Annotated in this window: 14 protein-coding genes; 1 reads left to right on the top strand and 13 read right to left on the bottom strand. The window is 34.5% G+C overall.

Annotated elements, in window-relative coordinates; genetic code table 11:
* Positions 1 to 7 precede the first annotated feature (7 nt).
* A complete protein-coding gene (locus tag FNE73_RS02530; protein ID WP_143883209.1) occupies positions 8 to 2,788 on the bottom strand; it encodes a TonB-dependent receptor in 2,781 nt (926 codons plus the stop codon).
* Positions 2,789 to 3,028: 240 nt separating this feature from the next.
* Between FNE73_RS02530 and FNE73_RS02525 the strand changes: the two genes are divergently transcribed.
* Positions 3,029 to 4,228, top strand: a complete 1,200-nt coding sequence (locus FNE73_RS02525) for an endonuclease/exonuclease/phosphatase family protein (RefSeq protein WP_143883208.1) — start codon at positions 3,029 to 3,031, stop codon at positions 4,226 to 4,228.
* Between the two features lie 217 nt (positions 4,229 to 4,445).
* On the opposite strand, the gene FNE73_RS02520 is transcribed toward FNE73_RS02525, so the two are convergent.
* The 12 genes from FNE73_RS02520 to FNE73_RS02465 form a co-directional block, all read right to left on the bottom strand.
* Positions 4,446 to 5,618 (bottom strand): DUF2062 domain-containing protein, encoded by a 1,173-nt coding sequence (locus FNE73_RS02520; protein ID WP_143883207.1) that lies wholly within the window; start codon positions 5,616 to 5,618, stop codon positions 4,446 to 4,448.
* Entirely contained in the window at positions 5,618 to 6,103 is a 486-nt protein-coding gene (locus FNE73_RS02515) for a hypothetical protein (protein ID WP_143883206.1), read from the bottom strand. Before FNE73_RS02515 ends, FNE73_RS02520 begins: the two co-directional genes overlap by 1 nt.
* Positions 6,100 to 6,474, bottom strand: a complete 375-nt coding sequence (locus tag FNE73_RS02510) for a 3-hydroxyacyl-ACP dehydratase (protein ID WP_143883205.1) — start codon at positions 6,472 to 6,474, stop codon at positions 6,100 to 6,102. Before FNE73_RS02510 ends, FNE73_RS02515 begins: the two co-directional genes overlap by 4 nt.
* A gap of 1 nt (position 6,475) precedes the next feature.
* The gene (locus FNE73_RS02505; protein WP_228429844.1) at positions 6,476 to 6,952 is read right to left on the bottom strand and encodes a hypothetical protein; all 477 of its coding nucleotides are present in this window, start codon (positions 6,950 to 6,952) and stop codon (positions 6,476 to 6,478) included.
* Between the two features lie 133 nt (positions 6,953 to 7,085).
* Positions 7,086 to 7,712: a LolA family protein gene (locus tag FNE73_RS02500; RefSeq protein ID WP_143883203.1), complete on the bottom strand. Its 627-nt coding sequence runs from the start codon at positions 7,710 to 7,712 to the stop codon at positions 7,086 to 7,088.
* Entirely contained in the window at positions 7,712 to 8,461 is a 750-nt protein-coding gene (locus FNE73_RS02495; protein WP_143883202.1) for a polysaccharide deacetylase family protein, read from the bottom strand. The genes FNE73_RS02500 and FNE73_RS02495 overlap by 1 nt, the downstream gene beginning before the upstream one ends.
* 143 nt (positions 8,462 to 8,604) lie before the next feature.
* Positions 8,605 to 9,666: a beta-ketoacyl synthase N-terminal-like domain-containing protein gene (locus FNE73_RS02490; RefSeq protein WP_143883201.1), complete on the bottom strand. Its 1,062-nt coding sequence runs from the start codon at positions 9,664 to 9,666 to the stop codon at positions 8,605 to 8,607.
* Positions 9,663 to 10,862: a beta-ketoacyl-[acyl-carrier-protein] synthase family protein gene (locus FNE73_RS02485; RefSeq protein ID WP_143883200.1), complete on the bottom strand. Its 1,200-nt coding sequence runs from the start codon at positions 10,860 to 10,862 to the stop codon at positions 9,663 to 9,665. The genes FNE73_RS02490 and FNE73_RS02485 overlap by 4 nt, the downstream gene beginning before the upstream one ends.
* 22 nt (positions 10,863 to 10,884) lie before the next feature.
* Positions 10,885 to 11,412: an acyl-CoA thioesterase gene (locus FNE73_RS02480; protein WP_143883199.1), complete on the bottom strand. Its 528-nt coding sequence runs from the start codon at positions 11,410 to 11,412 to the stop codon at positions 10,885 to 10,887.
* A complete protein-coding gene (locus FNE73_RS02475) occupies positions 11,400 to 12,164 on the bottom strand; it encodes an HU domain-containing protein (protein WP_143883198.1) in 765 nt (254 codons plus the stop codon). Before FNE73_RS02475 ends, FNE73_RS02480 begins: the two co-directional genes overlap by 13 nt.
* A gap of 199 nt (positions 12,165 to 12,363) precedes the next feature.
* Positions 12,364 to 14,466 carry a TonB-dependent receptor gene (locus tag FNE73_RS02470; RefSeq protein ID WP_143883197.1) on the bottom strand — a complete coding sequence of 701 codons (2,103 nt, stop codon included), beginning with the start codon at positions 14,464 to 14,466 and terminating at the stop codon, positions 12,364 to 12,366.
* A gap of 246 nt (positions 14,467 to 14,712) precedes the next feature.
* Positions 14,713 to 15,483 (bottom strand): WG repeat-containing protein, encoded by a 771-nt coding sequence (locus tag FNE73_RS02465; protein WP_143883196.1) that lies wholly within the window; start codon positions 15,481 to 15,483, stop codon positions 14,713 to 14,715.
* Positions 15,484 to 15,537 lie beyond the last annotated feature (54 nt).

Genomic DNA, 15,537 nt, shown 5'->3' with positions numbered 1-15,537 from the left:
CTATATATTAGAATCTTAAATAAACATTTGTGAAGAATGTTGTTCCTCTGTCATACCATAATTTTGGTGCAAAATATGGATATTGTCTTTGTCCGTCTTCAAGAGCATCAGGAAATCTCACATTTCTACCTTGCTCAAATCCTCCTGTTACATAATTTCTGTTGTTTAGAATGTTGTTTACAGATACGCTGATTCCCATTCTGTATTTTCCGATAAGGAAAGATTTTCCTGCATTGGCATTCAGCATAAACTGATCATCAAATTTCTTCTGAGCTGTAAGCTGCTGAATAAGTTCCGGCGTTACCCCTTCGTAAGGATCATTTGTTGCCGGATTGATATACATATATGGAGTTTTATTTAACGCTGAAAAATCCAGATATTGATCCATCAGATAGTTAGCAGAGGCTCCAACCCACCAATATTTAGGTGAATTGTACTTCAACCCGAATGAAAACGCTTTTTGAGGAGTTCCGGCTACCTTATAATTTTTGATATTTGCCTGTCCTTTCCAGAATTCTTCTCCCCTGAAACCATTAAGATCATCAAAGGTAGAAACATCAGCATTAGAAGTAAATTTATATTCTCCGATACTTGCAGCACCTATGGCGTTCAAAGTTGGGGTAATTTTAATATCATATCCCAATTCCACTCCCATATATCTCTTGTTCACACCTGTCATCGCTTCATTTACTAAAGTGTTTAAAGAAGTTCCGATAGCATCCGTCACATCAGCATAATATCTTGCGATTTCTGTGGAATTACTGATCGTGGTGTAAAAACCGGTTAATCTTAACTTTACAACCTGACCTCTTGTAATGTAACTCAGGTCATTAGAATTGATAATCTGATTTTTAACTCCCGGAGTTACATAATCAACCATTCTTGGATTGATATAAATCTCATTAAGGGTCGGAGCCAGGCTAAAAAATGCACCGTTATAAACAATAAAGTTTTTACCGTTGATTTTATAAGTAACCTTTGCTTTCATCCCGGCATCCAAAGCATCATAAATGGCACTTTTACCTTTTGAATTATTCGCAAATCTGGTGATTCCGCTTCTATAATGTCCGTCTCTCTGTGATTCTGAGTAAGAACTGAAAATGGATGCAACTACATTAAATTTATTGAAATCTACTTCCGAAGAAACATTTAATGAATAATGATTTCTTGTAAACTCATAAGAATATTGCGTTCTGTCTCCAACTCTTACAAGATAATTAGGATCATCTGCATTGTATTGTAAATCATTATTAAAAGGATTTAAGTTAAATGCAAAATCGGCACCCAATAGATCTTTTACTCTTCTGAAGTTATCAGATTTTAAATTCTGATAATTAAAATTAATATTTAATTTCCAGTTATCTTTTAATCTTGTATCAAAATGTGAGGCGAAATTAAATGTTTTATCTTGATTCACATCTTCCACCAAACTATAAGCAGCTCTCTTTCCTTTTACTTGAATAGGATTTCCCTGAGCATCAAACCCAATATTATATGTTCCTTCTATAATATTGTTGTTTTGACTGTATAAATCTAACCAGTTAATCTGTGAATTCTGTTTAAACTCATCTACTGTAAAATTACCAAAACTTGGAAGATTTCTGTAATAAGTAGGATTCGGATCTTTAGCTCTGAACCAGTCTAATCTGCTTCGTGCATCGCTGCCTATCTGATAAGAAACCGTATTGATCCAGTTTGAATTTTTACCTATTTTAAGATAGTCTGTCAACATAAACATCGGCTCAAAAACTTTTCTGATTCTTGAGTTTCTTTGTTCACCATCTTGCCATCCCCAGAATGAATTATAGTTTTTCCCCATAATATCATACACTTCCTGTGTGTTTGGCGAGTTAGATGCTCTGTAAGTTGGTGATCCAAAGCCTGTAAAGTTAATAGAGTGCCTATCACTGAATTTCTTTTCTACAGCAGCAAAGTAAGCATAAGAATCCTGATAAACACCATCTATGATTGCCTGATCTCCCCATCTTCTGCTTCCTGAGAATGTGAATGCCCAACCTTTTTTGCTCATTCCGGTAGAGTAAGTTGCCATTGCTCTGTGCAGGTAACTTCTATTGGTAAATGAGTAAGCAAGAGAAGTCTGCTTTCTGTAAGATGATGCTCTGGTATTATAATAAACAACCCCTCCAAGATTACCGAAAGTATATTCTGAAGGCGTAAGATTATCTACGTTTTCGTAAGGATATCTCGTTACATCATTCAAGCCACCCCAGTTGCTGAAATCAATTCTCCCGTCATCATTTTTAGACATAGAAACTCCATTGAAAACAACATCTTCAAAACGGTTATCAACACCTCTGGGTCTGAACCAGTAAGCACCCAGTTCAAACGCAGAAACATTCTGAAATGCATCTCTACCCGAACTCAAAAGACCAACTGTAGGCTGCATCGCAGAGCCTCCGTCTTCTGAATCTCCCTGAGAATCATCAATCACAACAACACCGGCATCATTTCCAACGCTGTTGTTTAATACAATTACACCTAAATCTTTTCTTTTTTCGTTAGCCGTAACATCAAATTCTAATGTTTTAGATTCGAAGTTTGGTTTTGAAATCGTAATAAGATAATGTCCGGGCATTAAATCTACAAACTGAAAATAACCAATTTTGTCTGCGGTAACGTCATTTACAGATTGTTCAAGATCAACCTCTGCTCTCTCCACAGGTTTACCGTCCTGACCTTTAACATACGCATAAACAGTAGTTTGCGCATAGTAATACGATGCAGGAAGCAAAGTAAACAAAGAGATTAGGGATAGTTTTTTAATCATAATAAACTTATTTTAGCACCTTCTTTATTTAAGGGGCAACAAATTTAGTATTATTTTCATTAACTCAAACATTTTTAATGCTTTATTCTATTAAATAATCTTAACACTTAATAATTATCTTAATAAACACGCCTTTTTATGATTGAAATCAAAAAAAGGTTTATTAAGGATAATTTAATCTTCAGTTATTTTAAAAATGTGTAATTTTAGCGCCTCAATTTTTTGAATTTAATAAATATCATGAAAAAATTCTTATCAATTTTCGCAATATTATGTTTTACTGTAGGATTTTCCCAGCAGAAACAAGTGAAAAGAGCTGCAGTTGGTTTCCTGAATGTTGAAAACTTATGGGATACCATCATTTCTGCAGATTACATAGACGGTACTCTGCCTTTTTCTAATCCAAAATTTCACAGAAGTGTACCTGTAGATTCTCTGAAGTACCTTGAAACAACTGAAGATTACAAAGGAGAATGGAGCAACGAGCTTCTTGTAGGCAAAAAAGTAATAAGAAAACAGGTACTTGCAGATGATTTTACACCAAACAGCCCCAAAAGATGGGGTTCCAAGTACTACAACCAAAAACTGGCAAACGAAGCCAAGGTAATTTCTGAACTTGGGAGGCAATATACCAATGATAACCCTGTAATCTGCGGACTGATTGAAGTTGAAAACCGTCAGGTAATTGAAGATCTTATCAAACAGCCTGTACTGGCAAAAAGCAATTACGGAATTGTACATTATAATTCTTATGATGCCCGAGGAATAGACATTGCCATGATCTATCAGAAAAATAGATTTGTACTTGAAGAATCTTATACCAAAGAAATTAAAAACTACAATGAAGAAGGAAGAAGAGAATACACAAGAGATGTTTTGGTTGCAATTGGCTATCTGGATGGCGAAAAAACTGCAGTTTTTATGAATCACTGGCCTTCGAGAAGAGGTGGTGAAGCAGTATCTCAACCCAAAAGAAATGCTGCTGCTACAGTTTTGAAAAATGAAATGGATAAAATTGCAGCAGAAAATCCTGGCATTAAAATGTTTGCAATGGGAGATTTCAATGATGATCCGGTGAGTCCGAGTCTCAAAAAACATCTGGGAGCAGTAGCAAGCCCGTCAGAATTATCAGAAAAAACACCATATTATAATCTGATGTATAAACTGTTCAAAGCCGGAGTTGCTTCATTAGCTTACAGAGATTCTCCAAATTTATTTGATCAGATTATTGTTTCTAAAAACCTATATTCAGACGAAAAAATCACTCCTACTTATACCATTTTCAAGGCTGAGGTTTTTGCTCCGTCTTATTTGATCAATAAAGAAGGACAATGGAAAGGCTACCCTTTCAGATCCTGGGACGGTGACAGATTTACCGGAGGATACAGCGACCATTTCCCTGCTGTTTCGATTGTTCAGAAAGAATACATCAAAAAATAAAACAAAAAGCACTCTTTACAGAGTGTTTTTTTTATATAATTTCTTTATTTACTAATTGCCCGAAAATAAACTGACACTATTTTATAGTCTGAAAAATCAGAGATTATAATAGATACTTAGACAAGCTCAGTGTGACAACTCTACTACTAAACGCTTGATTTAGCTATGTCAGGCAGAGTTTGTAGGAGCCTTAGCTTAATAATAGAACTATCAAATTTTATTTATTATCAGGACTTACTTTGTTTAAAAATAAAAAAACTGCAACTCCTGAAATAACCGACATCATGCATGCGAGAATAAAACTTCCGATTGCATATTGGAGAATATTGTTTTTTACAAGATCAAAATTCCATTCCTGATGTATAAGATCACTTTCACCGCTTACAAAAGGAGATCCCAGTATAAGAGAAGCAATAATAATAAACGGAATAAACGGCGGCAAGCTCACATTGGAAGCGATAAATGCTAAAACCTTATTGAGTTTAAACAAAACTGAAAGCGATATGACCAATAATGTATGAAATCCCCAAAGCGGAGTCAGACCAATGAACACGCCTAAAGCAATTGAAAATGATTTTATTCTGTTGCTGCCCTCGCTTTCCAATACATCTTCCTGGATGAATTTTTTAAAGCTTTTTTTTTTGAAATTATTAATAAAATTCCTCGGAATGATATAAACTAAGGTAATGACAACCAAAATCGTATTCAGAATACTGATTCTCGTAAAATCTTTGAAAGGTCTGAAATGTGAAACTCTCTCAGCCGGATCATATAATACCTTTACCGGAACATTCTTTACCGGAATATGCCTCCAAGCTGTTCTTACGATAATTTCAATTTCAAATTCAAACTTTGGAGTATAATATTTCTTAGGAATTTTATGCAACGGATACAATCTGTAGCCGGACTGTGTATCTTCCAGCTTAATCCCTGTCTCAAACCAAAACCAGAAATTGGAAAACCTGTTCCCGAAGCTGCTCTTTTTAGGAATTCCATCCTGAGACATATTTCGGTTTCCAATCAGCAAAACATCTTGTTTCTCAGCAAGTAAGGCATCTACAAATACAGGAATATCATTTGGATAATGCTGTCCGTCAGAATCAATTGTAATGGCAAAATCAAACCCGTTTTCTTTTGCTTTTCTGAAACCTGTCTTTAGTGCATTTCCTTTACCTTTATTTTCAGGAAGATTAATGGTTAAAATCTTAGAATAGCTTTCTAAAATTTCTAAAGTAGAATCTGTAGAACCGTCATTGATAACAATAATGTTTTCTGTATAATCTAAGACCCCGTCAAGTACTCTTCTTAAAGTTTTATGATTGTTGTAAGTAGGTACAAGAACGCAGATTTTCTTATCCGAAATTGCATTCCTGATTTCAGAAAGTGTCATTATCTTAATGAATTTTTTTCAGCTGCAGTCATCGTTTTAGACTGCATAGCAAATTTGCGGATGTATGTTTTCAAAGCTTTATTTTGAGTAGAATAATTACTGATAATGAACGCTTTATCATCCTGTAGATTTTTAGAATAACCAACAATTTTCGGGATATTTTCCTGTACACTCATTCTGATAACTCTCAGTTCGATATTGTTAGGATTATTTTTAATCACAGATTCTAATGAAGTTGCCCCTGTTTTTACAAAAGATTTTCTTTTATTCTTATCTGTTGTTATTTTGGCTTCAAGAATTTGCGCTGCTGCTTTGTATGCAGAAGTTATAGGATCTGAAGAATTTTTCTTATCAGCAAGCTCAATAAAGTTTTTTGCTCCTTCATTAGAAGAATTTGCCTTTGAATAGGCGTTTCTCAACGCTTCAAGATCACCATTTTGAAAAAACAAAAATACTATTGAAAATAAAGAAATTAAAAGCTTCATATATTGGTATAATTTACAGACATTTTCAATGCAATAGTCTCGCCAAAAACTGTCGTGTTTTTTACTTTAATATCATTTTCGTTTTCACTGATATCCAGACTCATGGTGAGTTCCGGAGTTTCAAAAGGATTGATAATTGCCATAAACTTTACATTAGACGCAGATTTCAAAAACAATTTTTTACCCGTAAATTCTTCGGTCAGTTCTTTTACGATCTGCATCATACAAACTCCCGGTGTAACAGGATTCCCAGGAAAATGTCCTTTGAAAATATCATGGTCTTTATTTAGTCTGATTTTCGCAGTATAACTGCCGTTTCCTGCCATTTCATAGCTGTCTAAAGTATAAAAATCTGTAAGTATGGTCTGCATTTTATTCAGTTTCGTTTTCTGTAATTTGTAATAATTGAATATTGATTTTAAAATCTTTGTGCTGAATCTCAATCTTGTCAGCAAAAGTAGGTGATTTTGCCTCAAATGTAAAATTGATCTTTTCCTTATTTTTTTTAGTGTAAACAATTTGTGTCAACATTTCAGTTTTTTTTCCGTAAAATAAATAATACGTTTTGTTTTCGTCTTTTGAAATGTCAATAATAGACTCATTGTTTTCAAATCTCTCGGTCAGAATGTATTTTTGTCTTAACAATTCCTGAAAATCATTTTTAAGAAAATTAATCACCATTTTTTTATCTAAATCTGGCAGAACATAATTGAGTTTAAAATCATTATCCGAAATTTCAAAATCAATCATCTTATTCCCGAAATCTGTTGTAAGAACAACTCTGTGTGTATTTTTGTTTATTTTTTTAATGATTATGATTCCGCTGATATTATTTCCATAAACCTCCATTTGGCATTTATAAATGTAATCTTGAGGTGAGGTGAAAAAAAGATTTTCGGTTTTGAAACTTTTGTGAAGTGGCAATGGTTGTACATCTTTCAGTTTGTATGTTCTACACGAAACAAACAATATGAAAATCAGGCTATAAACTAAATTCCGAAGCAGCAATCGGCGCATTGATCTTGGTATTTTTAAAAACAATATTCGTCGTATCTCCCGAAGCTTCTGTCATATTGACCTGAGAAACCGTTGACTGATTTTTAGGAAAATAAAGTTCTATTTCCTTAATGTATTTCAGCAGCTGGGAAGATTTGGGAATAAATCTGGCGATGTTGTAATTTTCATTTTTGAAATACCGCACAATAAATTCAGGATCACCAAACATCTGCCCGTTTGAGCTTCCGACAATCAGTTTATTGATTTTTTCAAATGTTTTGCTTTTTGCATCCACAGAAGACTTTTTGCCCTGATCGTTGATGAAAATCTTATTATCCTTAAAAATAATGCTGTACTGATAAGGTTTAGTGTACTTCCAGCTTAAAGTATTGGGAGACTTCAATGACATTTTACCCTGTGTAACAATATTTTTATCCAGAAAATCCATTTTTTTTGTTTGAACAAAATCACTTTGCAGGGTTTTGATCTGCTGACTTTCGGATGATATTTTTGTAACGAATGCTTTAGATTCGTTGCTCGTCATTGCTGTATTCTGAGCAAAAACTAAGCTTGAAATCAACAGAAATGCTACAAAAGTTATATTTTTTAACATTATTTTTTTAATTTAATCAAAGAATCAACTGTAAAAGTTGAATATTTTTCACGTTCCAAAAATAACAATAATTCTAACAAAACCTGGTACGTCTTTTCCGAAGTATCGTGAAGCAGAATAATACTTCCTCTTTTTAAGTCTTTCGTTACTCTTCTCAATATTTTTTTCTCATCAATAATTACAGTATCCAAAGATCGAACATTCCAACCAATGCTATTTTTCTTTGTTTTTTTGATGGCTTTTGCAATATTCGGATTGGTAACTCCGAAAGGTGGTCGATATAAATTTGTTTTTATATTTCCGATTTTTAGCATTACTTCATCACATTTTTCAATTTCCTCAATCATTTTTGAAGTTGATAAAAACCCTGTATTTTTAGAATGAGAATAAGTGTGATTTCCAATGGTGTGACCTTCAGAAATAATTCTTTGAAAGATTTCCGGATATTTTTGAATCTGTTTTCCAATGCAGAAAAACGTTGCTTTTACACTGTTTTCTTTTAACAGATCTAAAAATTTCGGCGTGAATTCCGTCGGACCATCATCAAAAGTCAGAGCGACTTCTTTTATTTTGGTTCTTTTGTGTGTAAGTGAATTGACAAAATATCTTAAAGTAATATCAAAAGAACCCCAAATAACCACTCCCGAAAATAGGATAAAACAGAAAACATACACCCAAATCGTACCTTGAAATACATAAATAATAAGGTTCAGGAAAATATAAAAAATGATAAACTGATAATGTTTCATATTTTAGTATTTCAAATTTACCTTAAGCTGTTAACTGATTTCTGAAAGTATGTTTGTCATTCCGGAGGAATCTCAATGGTTAAAAGGAAAATATTGTTTAGATTCTTCCAGAATGACAAAGCAATTTACATTTAGCTTAATAATCAAGCCTTCTCCAGCAAAACCAGACTGTGATCGTTTCCTCTTAAATGATTATAAAGCAAAACATTTTTCACTTCGTCCTTCTTCACTGAATTAATCATCATTGCTTCCGGAATCTCCTGATTTTTAAGAATATGACAAGCCATAAATGTTGAAAATCCACTTGCCGTATTGAATTCGCCGCTTAAATGTTTGTAATAGAGTAAAACCGAATTTTCAAACAAACCCATTGCATTTTTGTAATAAATATCCGATTTTGCATCTCCGCTGAATCCTAAAATTACGGCATCAATATTCTTATTCGTTAAATCATTTTTAGCTAAAAAATCTTCAATAAACTGTTGAGTTTCTTCCAAATCCAATCGGCTGCTGATTTGAATATCTTTTAATTGAGCGTAAGAATGCTCTGTTTTCTCTTTTCCTAAAACAAAAAAACTTGCTCCTTCTCCCCAAATTACCCCTTCTGTTTCAGAATTCAGATAATCAATAGGAAGGTTTTTTTCTTTTTTAATGGTTTTATTCAGTTTGTAAAGTTCCATCACTCTTTCGGTCTGTTCGTCTGTGGAACCAACCAAAACATTTTTTGCTTCACCATCATTGATCTGTAATTTTGCATCCAAAAAAGAAAACTCTAATGAAGAAGAGGTATTAACATACGTAAAATTGTACGCATGACATTGTAATCCCAGAGCAATTTGTCCCGCAACGGTATTATGTGTCGACTGAATAAAAAAAGTTGGAGTCAGAAACTCTTCATGGTTATCCAATACATTTTTCAGAAATTTTTCAGAATCCTGGGAACATCCCATTCCTGTTCCGACAATAATGGCATCAGGATTTTCAATTCCGGCTTCTTTCAAAGCGTATTGTGAAGCTACGGAACTCATTTTAACTGTTTTAGACATTCTTCTGCTCGCCGCAGGCGGAATGAATTCTTTATAATTGGGTTCAATCGCTTTTAAAACCTGAGATGAATTTTCCGGCTTTAAATGATAGAAAAAATTTTCGTTTAAAGTGTCCTGAGCCGAAATACAAGCTGCACTGTTGATGTAAACGGCACTCATGATTTTGAGAAAATTAAAGTTGAACAATTTCCTCCAAAACCAAACGAATTGGATAGAACGTGGTTGATATTTTTCTCTTTAAGTTCCGTTACAGGAGTTAAATCAAATTCTGCCATTTTACTTTTAAAATTCAGATTCGGGAAAATAAGATTGTGCTGAATTGCCAAAAGAGAATACACCGCTTCAATTCCTGCCGCTGCAGCCAGTGTGTGACCAGTAAAAGCTTTTGTAGAACTGAATTCCGGAACATTGCCTTCCCCGAAAATCCGGATCATCGCAATTCCTTCAGACAAATCGTTATTTGGGGTTGCTGTTCCGTGAACATTGATATAATCGATATTTTCTTTATTTAAGCCCGAAACTTTTAAAGCTTTTTCCATGGCTAAAAACGCACCTTGTCCATTTTCTGAAGAAGCAGTCTGATGATGCGCATCATTGGCATTTCCGTATCCGGAAAGATAACCCAGAACTTTTTTATTTTCCTTTTTTACAATTTCATCAGATTCCAGAACAATGAAAGCGGCTGCTTCACCCAGATTCAGACCTTTTCTGTCGTTATCGAAAGGGGTGTTGTAAGAATCCGTTAAAATCATCAGTGTATTGAAACCATTCAATGTAAATTTTGAAAGAGAATCTGTTCCGCCCACAATTACACGGTCTAAAACTCCACTTCTGATTAATTTTGCGCCCATCATTATTGCATTGGCAGCCGATGAACAGGCGGTACTGATGGTGGAAACCATGCCTTTTAGTCCCAGATAATCAGCAATCAGCAAGGATGAATTTCCTGCATCATGAGAATGAATATATTGTTGTTTTTCAGGAAAGTCTTCGTAAGTGTAGAAATATTTTTCGGTAACATCCATTCCTCCAACACTGGTTGAAGAAATCAGTCCTGTTTTATATTCGTTAATATCCGAAATTCCGGAACTTTCTATCGCTTCTTTTGCAGCCACCATTCCCAACAGAGCGGTTCTCGTAGCATGATGATCTTCATTCAGGTGAAGTTTTTCTGCAAGTTCGTCATTAGATAATTTGATTTCGCCCGTTTTAATATTTCCTTTATGGCGTGTTTCAAACAGAGTGATGTCGGAAATTCCGTGTTGTCCGGCTTTTAAAGAATTCAGATTTTCTTCCACATTGTTTCCAATAGCGGAAATGATGCCCATTCCTGTAATGGCAATTTTATGACTCATGTACTTTGGGGATTTTTCAGAATTATTTTTCCTGCGACTCCTGAAAAAGCTTTTTCAGTTCCACAGAGTCTACCGGCTTCATTCTTCCGGAAAGAATCAGAGAGAGTTCTTTTCTTCTTAGTGCAGCTGCATATCTTTCTTTTTCAAGATCCGTTTCAGGTTCCATCTCAGGAATCGGTATAGGTCTGTTGAATTCGTCTACAGCCACAAAAGTATAGATTCCTTTATTGGTCTGAATTTTTTTGCGGTTGATAGGATCATCCAGCCAGACATCCACATAGATTTCCATGGATGTTGAAAATGCGCGGGATACTTTAGATTCCATCACCACAATTCCGCCTTCCGGAATAGGATGATCAAACGAAACATGATTTACAGATGCTGTAACGACTCTTCTTTCACAATGTCTTGTTGCAGAAATAGAAGCACATCTGTCCATTCTTGCCAAAAGCTCTCCTCCGAAAAGATTTCTGAGCTGATTGGTATCGTTCGGAAGAACAATATTAGTCATTACCGTAAGAGATTCTGACGCTTTTTTTATTTTTGCCATCGTGACTTTCTTTTATATGAAGTTGCTTTCCAGTTTTTTGCAGCCTGCTTTTTTACAGAGTCCTGCTTTAATGAATCTGCTTTAAAAGCTTTTATAGAATCCTGCCGTCTCATCTGGGCAGAATCTATTTTTACAGGAGCTTTTTTCTCAATTCTCTGTGTTTTTGTCTGTACAGAAAGATCATCAAAAGATTTTTTGCCAAAAAGCAATTCCTGCTGAGTGTAAGCAAAATATAGTATTCCTAAAACCGGAATGATGAATAAAAATATCCATAACACTGATTTATTGAACCTGTAATCTTTCTCAGATTTATTTTCTGAAACTTCAGCGGGCTTATCATTAATATCTGAAAAGCGGATTTCTTCCAAACCATAAAAATCCGGATAATCTGATTCTAAGCGATTTCCTTTGAATAAAATTTTTCCGTCTTCTATAAAAGCGGTTCCAAGACCGGAAATTTCTAAAGTTTTGTCAGACTGCATTCTTTTCTTCCAGAAATCCACCTGCAGCTCCAGTTCTCTTTCTGCTGAAGCTTTTGAAATGTCTTTCTGACGGCTCAAAAAGCTGATAAAATCATCATGCTGAATCTGATAATCCGGCTGAAAAGCGATTTTGCTGGAAGGCGGAAGAATACTTCCGTTTTCAGAATTGATAACTGCTTTGGAGTTTTCCAGAGTGAATACACCAAACTGCGGAACAATAACGGTTCCGAATTGCTTCAGATATTCTAAAATGTATGCTGAAATATTCATTTGGCAGCAAATTTATGATTTTTTCATGACTTTTTTAAATGTTTCTCTGTAAGTTGGTTTCTTAATTATTGGTAAAAATGATCTGAAAATATTTAATTTATCAATGCTTTGAGTTATTAAAATAAAAAAAGACTGCCTCAACAGTCTTTAAAAAAAATTAATGTAACTATGATATAAGTGTGAAGCAGTGTTCTTATGATTATTGAATTTTCCAGCTGATTCCAAACATAAAATTGATTCCTGCCTGAGCAAAGTAAATTGGTCCGTCATACACGTAACCATTGTTTACATATTTCTGATCAAAAATATTATTAACCAGAAGCTTCAGTGCAACATCATGCTTATTGATCTTAAACTGATATTGTGCATTAAAATCAGTAAGAAAATAGTCTTTCAACTGTAAATCCGGAGTTTCTGTATTATCAAGATATTGCTTGCCAACATATTGATTGATCAGCGCAAACTGAAAATTCTTAGTCGGATTATATTTCAGGCTTAGATTGGTAATAACATTAGGAGAGAAAGAAATCTCCGTGTTTCCTAAATTGTTGATGCCGTTTTGGTTTTCAATGCGGAAGTCCAAATTTCTGTTCTGACTTAAACTTACATTACCGGAAACTTCCCATTGTTTTCCTAATTTTGTCAAAGCTCCAACCTCAATTCCTCTTCGGTAGCTTTTCCCTGAGTTAGTTCTGATAAATTCTCCGATATTACTGATCTGTCCGTTTAAAACCAACTGATTGATATAATACATATAATAAAGATTGGCAGTAAACTCAACCGCACCAAAACGCTTTTCAATTCCGGCTTCAAAATCATGAAGCTTCTCTGCCTTCACGTTATTATTGGAGATGAGGTCGTCACGATTGGGCTCGCGCTGTGCATGAGCATACGAAAGGAATACTTTTCCGTTGTTTAATCTGTAATTTACTCCTGCTTTTGGATTAAAGAAAAGCCAGTTTCTTTTCAAATCTGCGCCTTCATCGTCACCCTGCAAAAGAATTTTGGTATCATAATCAATATTTCTAAGCTGTAGATCTCCAAAAAGTTCAAAGTCATTAATTTTCACCAAAGCTTTAGCAAATCCGGCAACTTCATTTTTTACAGATCGGTTTCGGTAATACTCATGCTGCGGTATCTGAGGAACAAAAACATCTTTCACGTTCCCGTAATGTCTGCCAAAATACTGATTTCCGACAAGACCAAAATTCAGATCTATGTTATCAAATTTTCCGTACAAAGTAGAGACTATCCCGTAAAAATCATTGTTGAGCCATTTTTTTCTGATAAAGTCCGAATATTCTTCACCGTTAAAATCAGGCAGATTGTATCTTGCATAAGGATCTCCCTGTTTGTAATTTTCATAATATCCTCTTCCTTTGGTATAATGAAGTGTTGTTTCAAGATTCCATCGTTCATTCAGCCCCTGTTCCCACAAAAGCTGATAATGGTTTTGTCTGTAATTATCCGTTTCATTATCGTAAAACCCTACAATATTTTCCCAGCTGGCATCGTAAATTGCTCCTGAAAAATTATACCTGGGATTGGTTTCCCATGTCTTTCTGTCGACTCCGTTCCAAGCCTGATATGTTTTTTCTTTCCCTCCGAATGCCATCAGACGAAGCTTGGTTTTCCCTTCTTCAAATAAAGCGGTAAAGTTGTACGAATTAAGATCTGAAAACGCCCTGTCGATATATCCGTCAGAGTGAATATGAGAATATCTTCCCATAACCGACAATCGGTCTTTCCAGAATTTTCCGGAGCCTATTTCTGCTGAATATTTGTAGGTATTAAAAGATCCGTAACTGTCATCAGTTTTGAAATAAAATTTTTCTTCCGGTTCTTTTGAAATTACATTGATGCTTGCTCCGAATGCGGAAACACCATTATTGGAAGTTCCGACTCCTCTCTGAATGACAATTTGTGATGCGGAACTCGTTAAATCCGGAACATTCACGAAAAAAGTTCCCTGGCTTTCGGAATCATTAAACGGAACACCATTCATCATGACATTAATCCCTCTTCCTGCAACACCACGAATCCTGAAGCCGGTGTACCCTACTCCATTTCCTGCATCTGATGTTGAAATAATTGAAGTCTGATTTTTGAGAAGAATCGGCAGATCCTGCCCCAGATTTCTACTGTCTAGATCTTTCTGAACGCTGATAATCTCTTTTGCAACCGGTAGCCTTTTGGTAAAACTGACGGTTTCAATTTCTCTTATCTTAAGAGAGTCTGAATTCTGAGCTTGTAAAAAACTCAGCGAGCCTGCGGTAAGCCCTAAAAAAAATAATCCTTTCATTCTTATAAATTTTTAAAATTTAATGGAATAAAAGGGGCGATTAAAAAAATGTAACAATTTGAAAATTTAACAATGCAGCAATGCCAAAACATTGATAAACTGATACATTGGTACACTTACAAAATTCCCTAAACAGCATTACCTGTTCCAGGTTCATTGGGTATAATCTCAGCCCCGACAGGAGCACCCCTTTATTTCAGCGGCAAAAGTACAACTTTTTACAATTAAATTAAAATAAAATTTTTATCAGTATGACCGGTTGTAAGAATCGATGAAGTAATAATTTTTATCGTCTTTGGTTACTTCAAACATTTTGCCCAGTTTCCAGCTATAATTTCTTTTTATATCTGAATACTCAAACGGGATCACAATTTTATTATCCACATCAATCACTCCAAATTTATCATTGTGAGTTGCAATAATCATAGGATTGGCGGTATCATCTCCTTCCAGAACATATAAATATTGATATTTCGGATAAATCTTAAACTGAGAATGATCCGAAGGATTTTTAAACTTAGCATCTTCAATGATGCCATATTTACCATTCAGAATATAAGCATGAAACAAAGCTTTTTTCAGGTCAGATTTGCATCTTCCCAAATCATCATTTTTATACTGATAAACACGTTTTCCGGCTTTATTGATCCTGAAAGCTATACCGTTTTTCTCTACAGTTGCATAAAGTTCGCTGCCAAAATGCTTTATCTTTTCATTTGGTGAATTTAAAAGGTTACAATCTTCACCAAAAAACATGGCAAGATCATACTCAGGCGCAATTACAAATTTCCCCTTCTGATTGACAAAACCCGATTTTCCGTTTAGTTTTTTAGGAATTAATAATGGGATATTTTCGTTAACAACAGGAAGACCGGTATTTTTTGTTTGTAAAGTGGCTGTATTATTCTGTCCGCTTGCTTTTTTCACTATCTTTTTGGTAGTTTGCCTGTTCTGGCAAAAAGCTGTTGCCGAAAACAGCACGATAACTAAAATTTTAATTTTTTTCACCAGCTTCATTATTATTTTTTGCCAAAAATATAAAATAAAAAATTCATATTTATAAACAATCTA

Source organism: Chryseobacterium binzhouense, from assembly GCF_007474545.1.
GTDB lineage: Bacteria > Bacteroidota > Bacteroidia > Flavobacteriales > Weeksellaceae > Chryseobacterium > Chryseobacterium binzhouense.
This window is presented reverse-complemented; position numbering and strand designations above follow the sequence as displayed.

Bases quoted from the DNA above. Each gene is read 5' to 3' on its own strand.
- FNE73_RS02475 (WP_143883198.1), bottom strand. From the start codon at position 12,164: ATGAATATTTCAGCATACATTTTAGAATATCTGAAGCAATTCGGAACC.
- FNE73_RS02505 (WP_228429844.1), bottom strand. From the start codon at position 6,952: ATGGAGGTTTATGGAAATAATATCAGCGGAATCATAATCATTAAAAAA.
- FNE73_RS02520 (WP_143883207.1), bottom strand. From the start codon at position 5,618: ATGACACTTTCTGAAATCAGGAATGCAATTTCGGATAAGAAAATCTGC.
- FNE73_RS02480 (WP_143883199.1), bottom strand. From the start codon at position 11,412: ATGGCAAAAATAAAAAAAGCGTCAGAATCTCTTACGGTAATGACTAAT.
- FNE73_RS02485 (WP_143883200.1), bottom strand. From the start codon at position 10,862: ATGAGTCATAAAATTGCCATTACAGGAATGGGCATCATTTCCGCTATT.
- FNE73_RS02490 (WP_143883201.1), bottom strand. From the start codon at position 9,666: ATGAGTGCCGTTTACATCAACAGTGCAGCTTGTATTTCGGCTCAGGAC.
- FNE73_RS02530 (WP_143883209.1), bottom strand. From the start codon at position 2,788: ATGATTAAAAAACTATCCCTAATCTCTTTGTTTACTTTGCTTCCTGCA.
- FNE73_RS02465 (WP_143883196.1), bottom strand. From the start codon at position 15,483: ATGAAGCTGGTGAAAAAAATTAAAATTTTAGTTATCGTGCTGTTTTCG.
- FNE73_RS02470 (WP_143883197.1), bottom strand. From the start codon at position 14,466: ATGAAAGGATTATTTTTTTTAGGGCTTACCGCAGGCTCGCTGAGTTTT.
- FNE73_RS02500 (WP_143883203.1), bottom strand. From the start codon at position 7,712: ATGTTAAAAAATATAACTTTTGTAGCATTTCTGTTGATTTCAAGCTTA.
- FNE73_RS02515 (WP_143883206.1), bottom strand. From the start codon at position 6,103: ATGAAGCTTTTAATTTCTTTATTTTCAATAGTATTTTTGTTTTTTCAA.
- FNE73_RS02495 (WP_143883202.1), bottom strand. From the start codon at position 8,461: ATGAAACATTATCAGTTTATCATTTTTTATATTTTCCTGAACCTTATT.
- FNE73_RS02510 (WP_143883205.1), bottom strand. From the start codon at position 6,474: ATGCAGACCATACTTACAGATTTTTATACTTTAGACAGCTATGAAATG.
- FNE73_RS02525 (WP_143883208.1), top strand. From the start codon at position 3,029: ATGAAAAAATTCTTATCAATTTTCGCAATATTATGTTTTACTGTAGGA.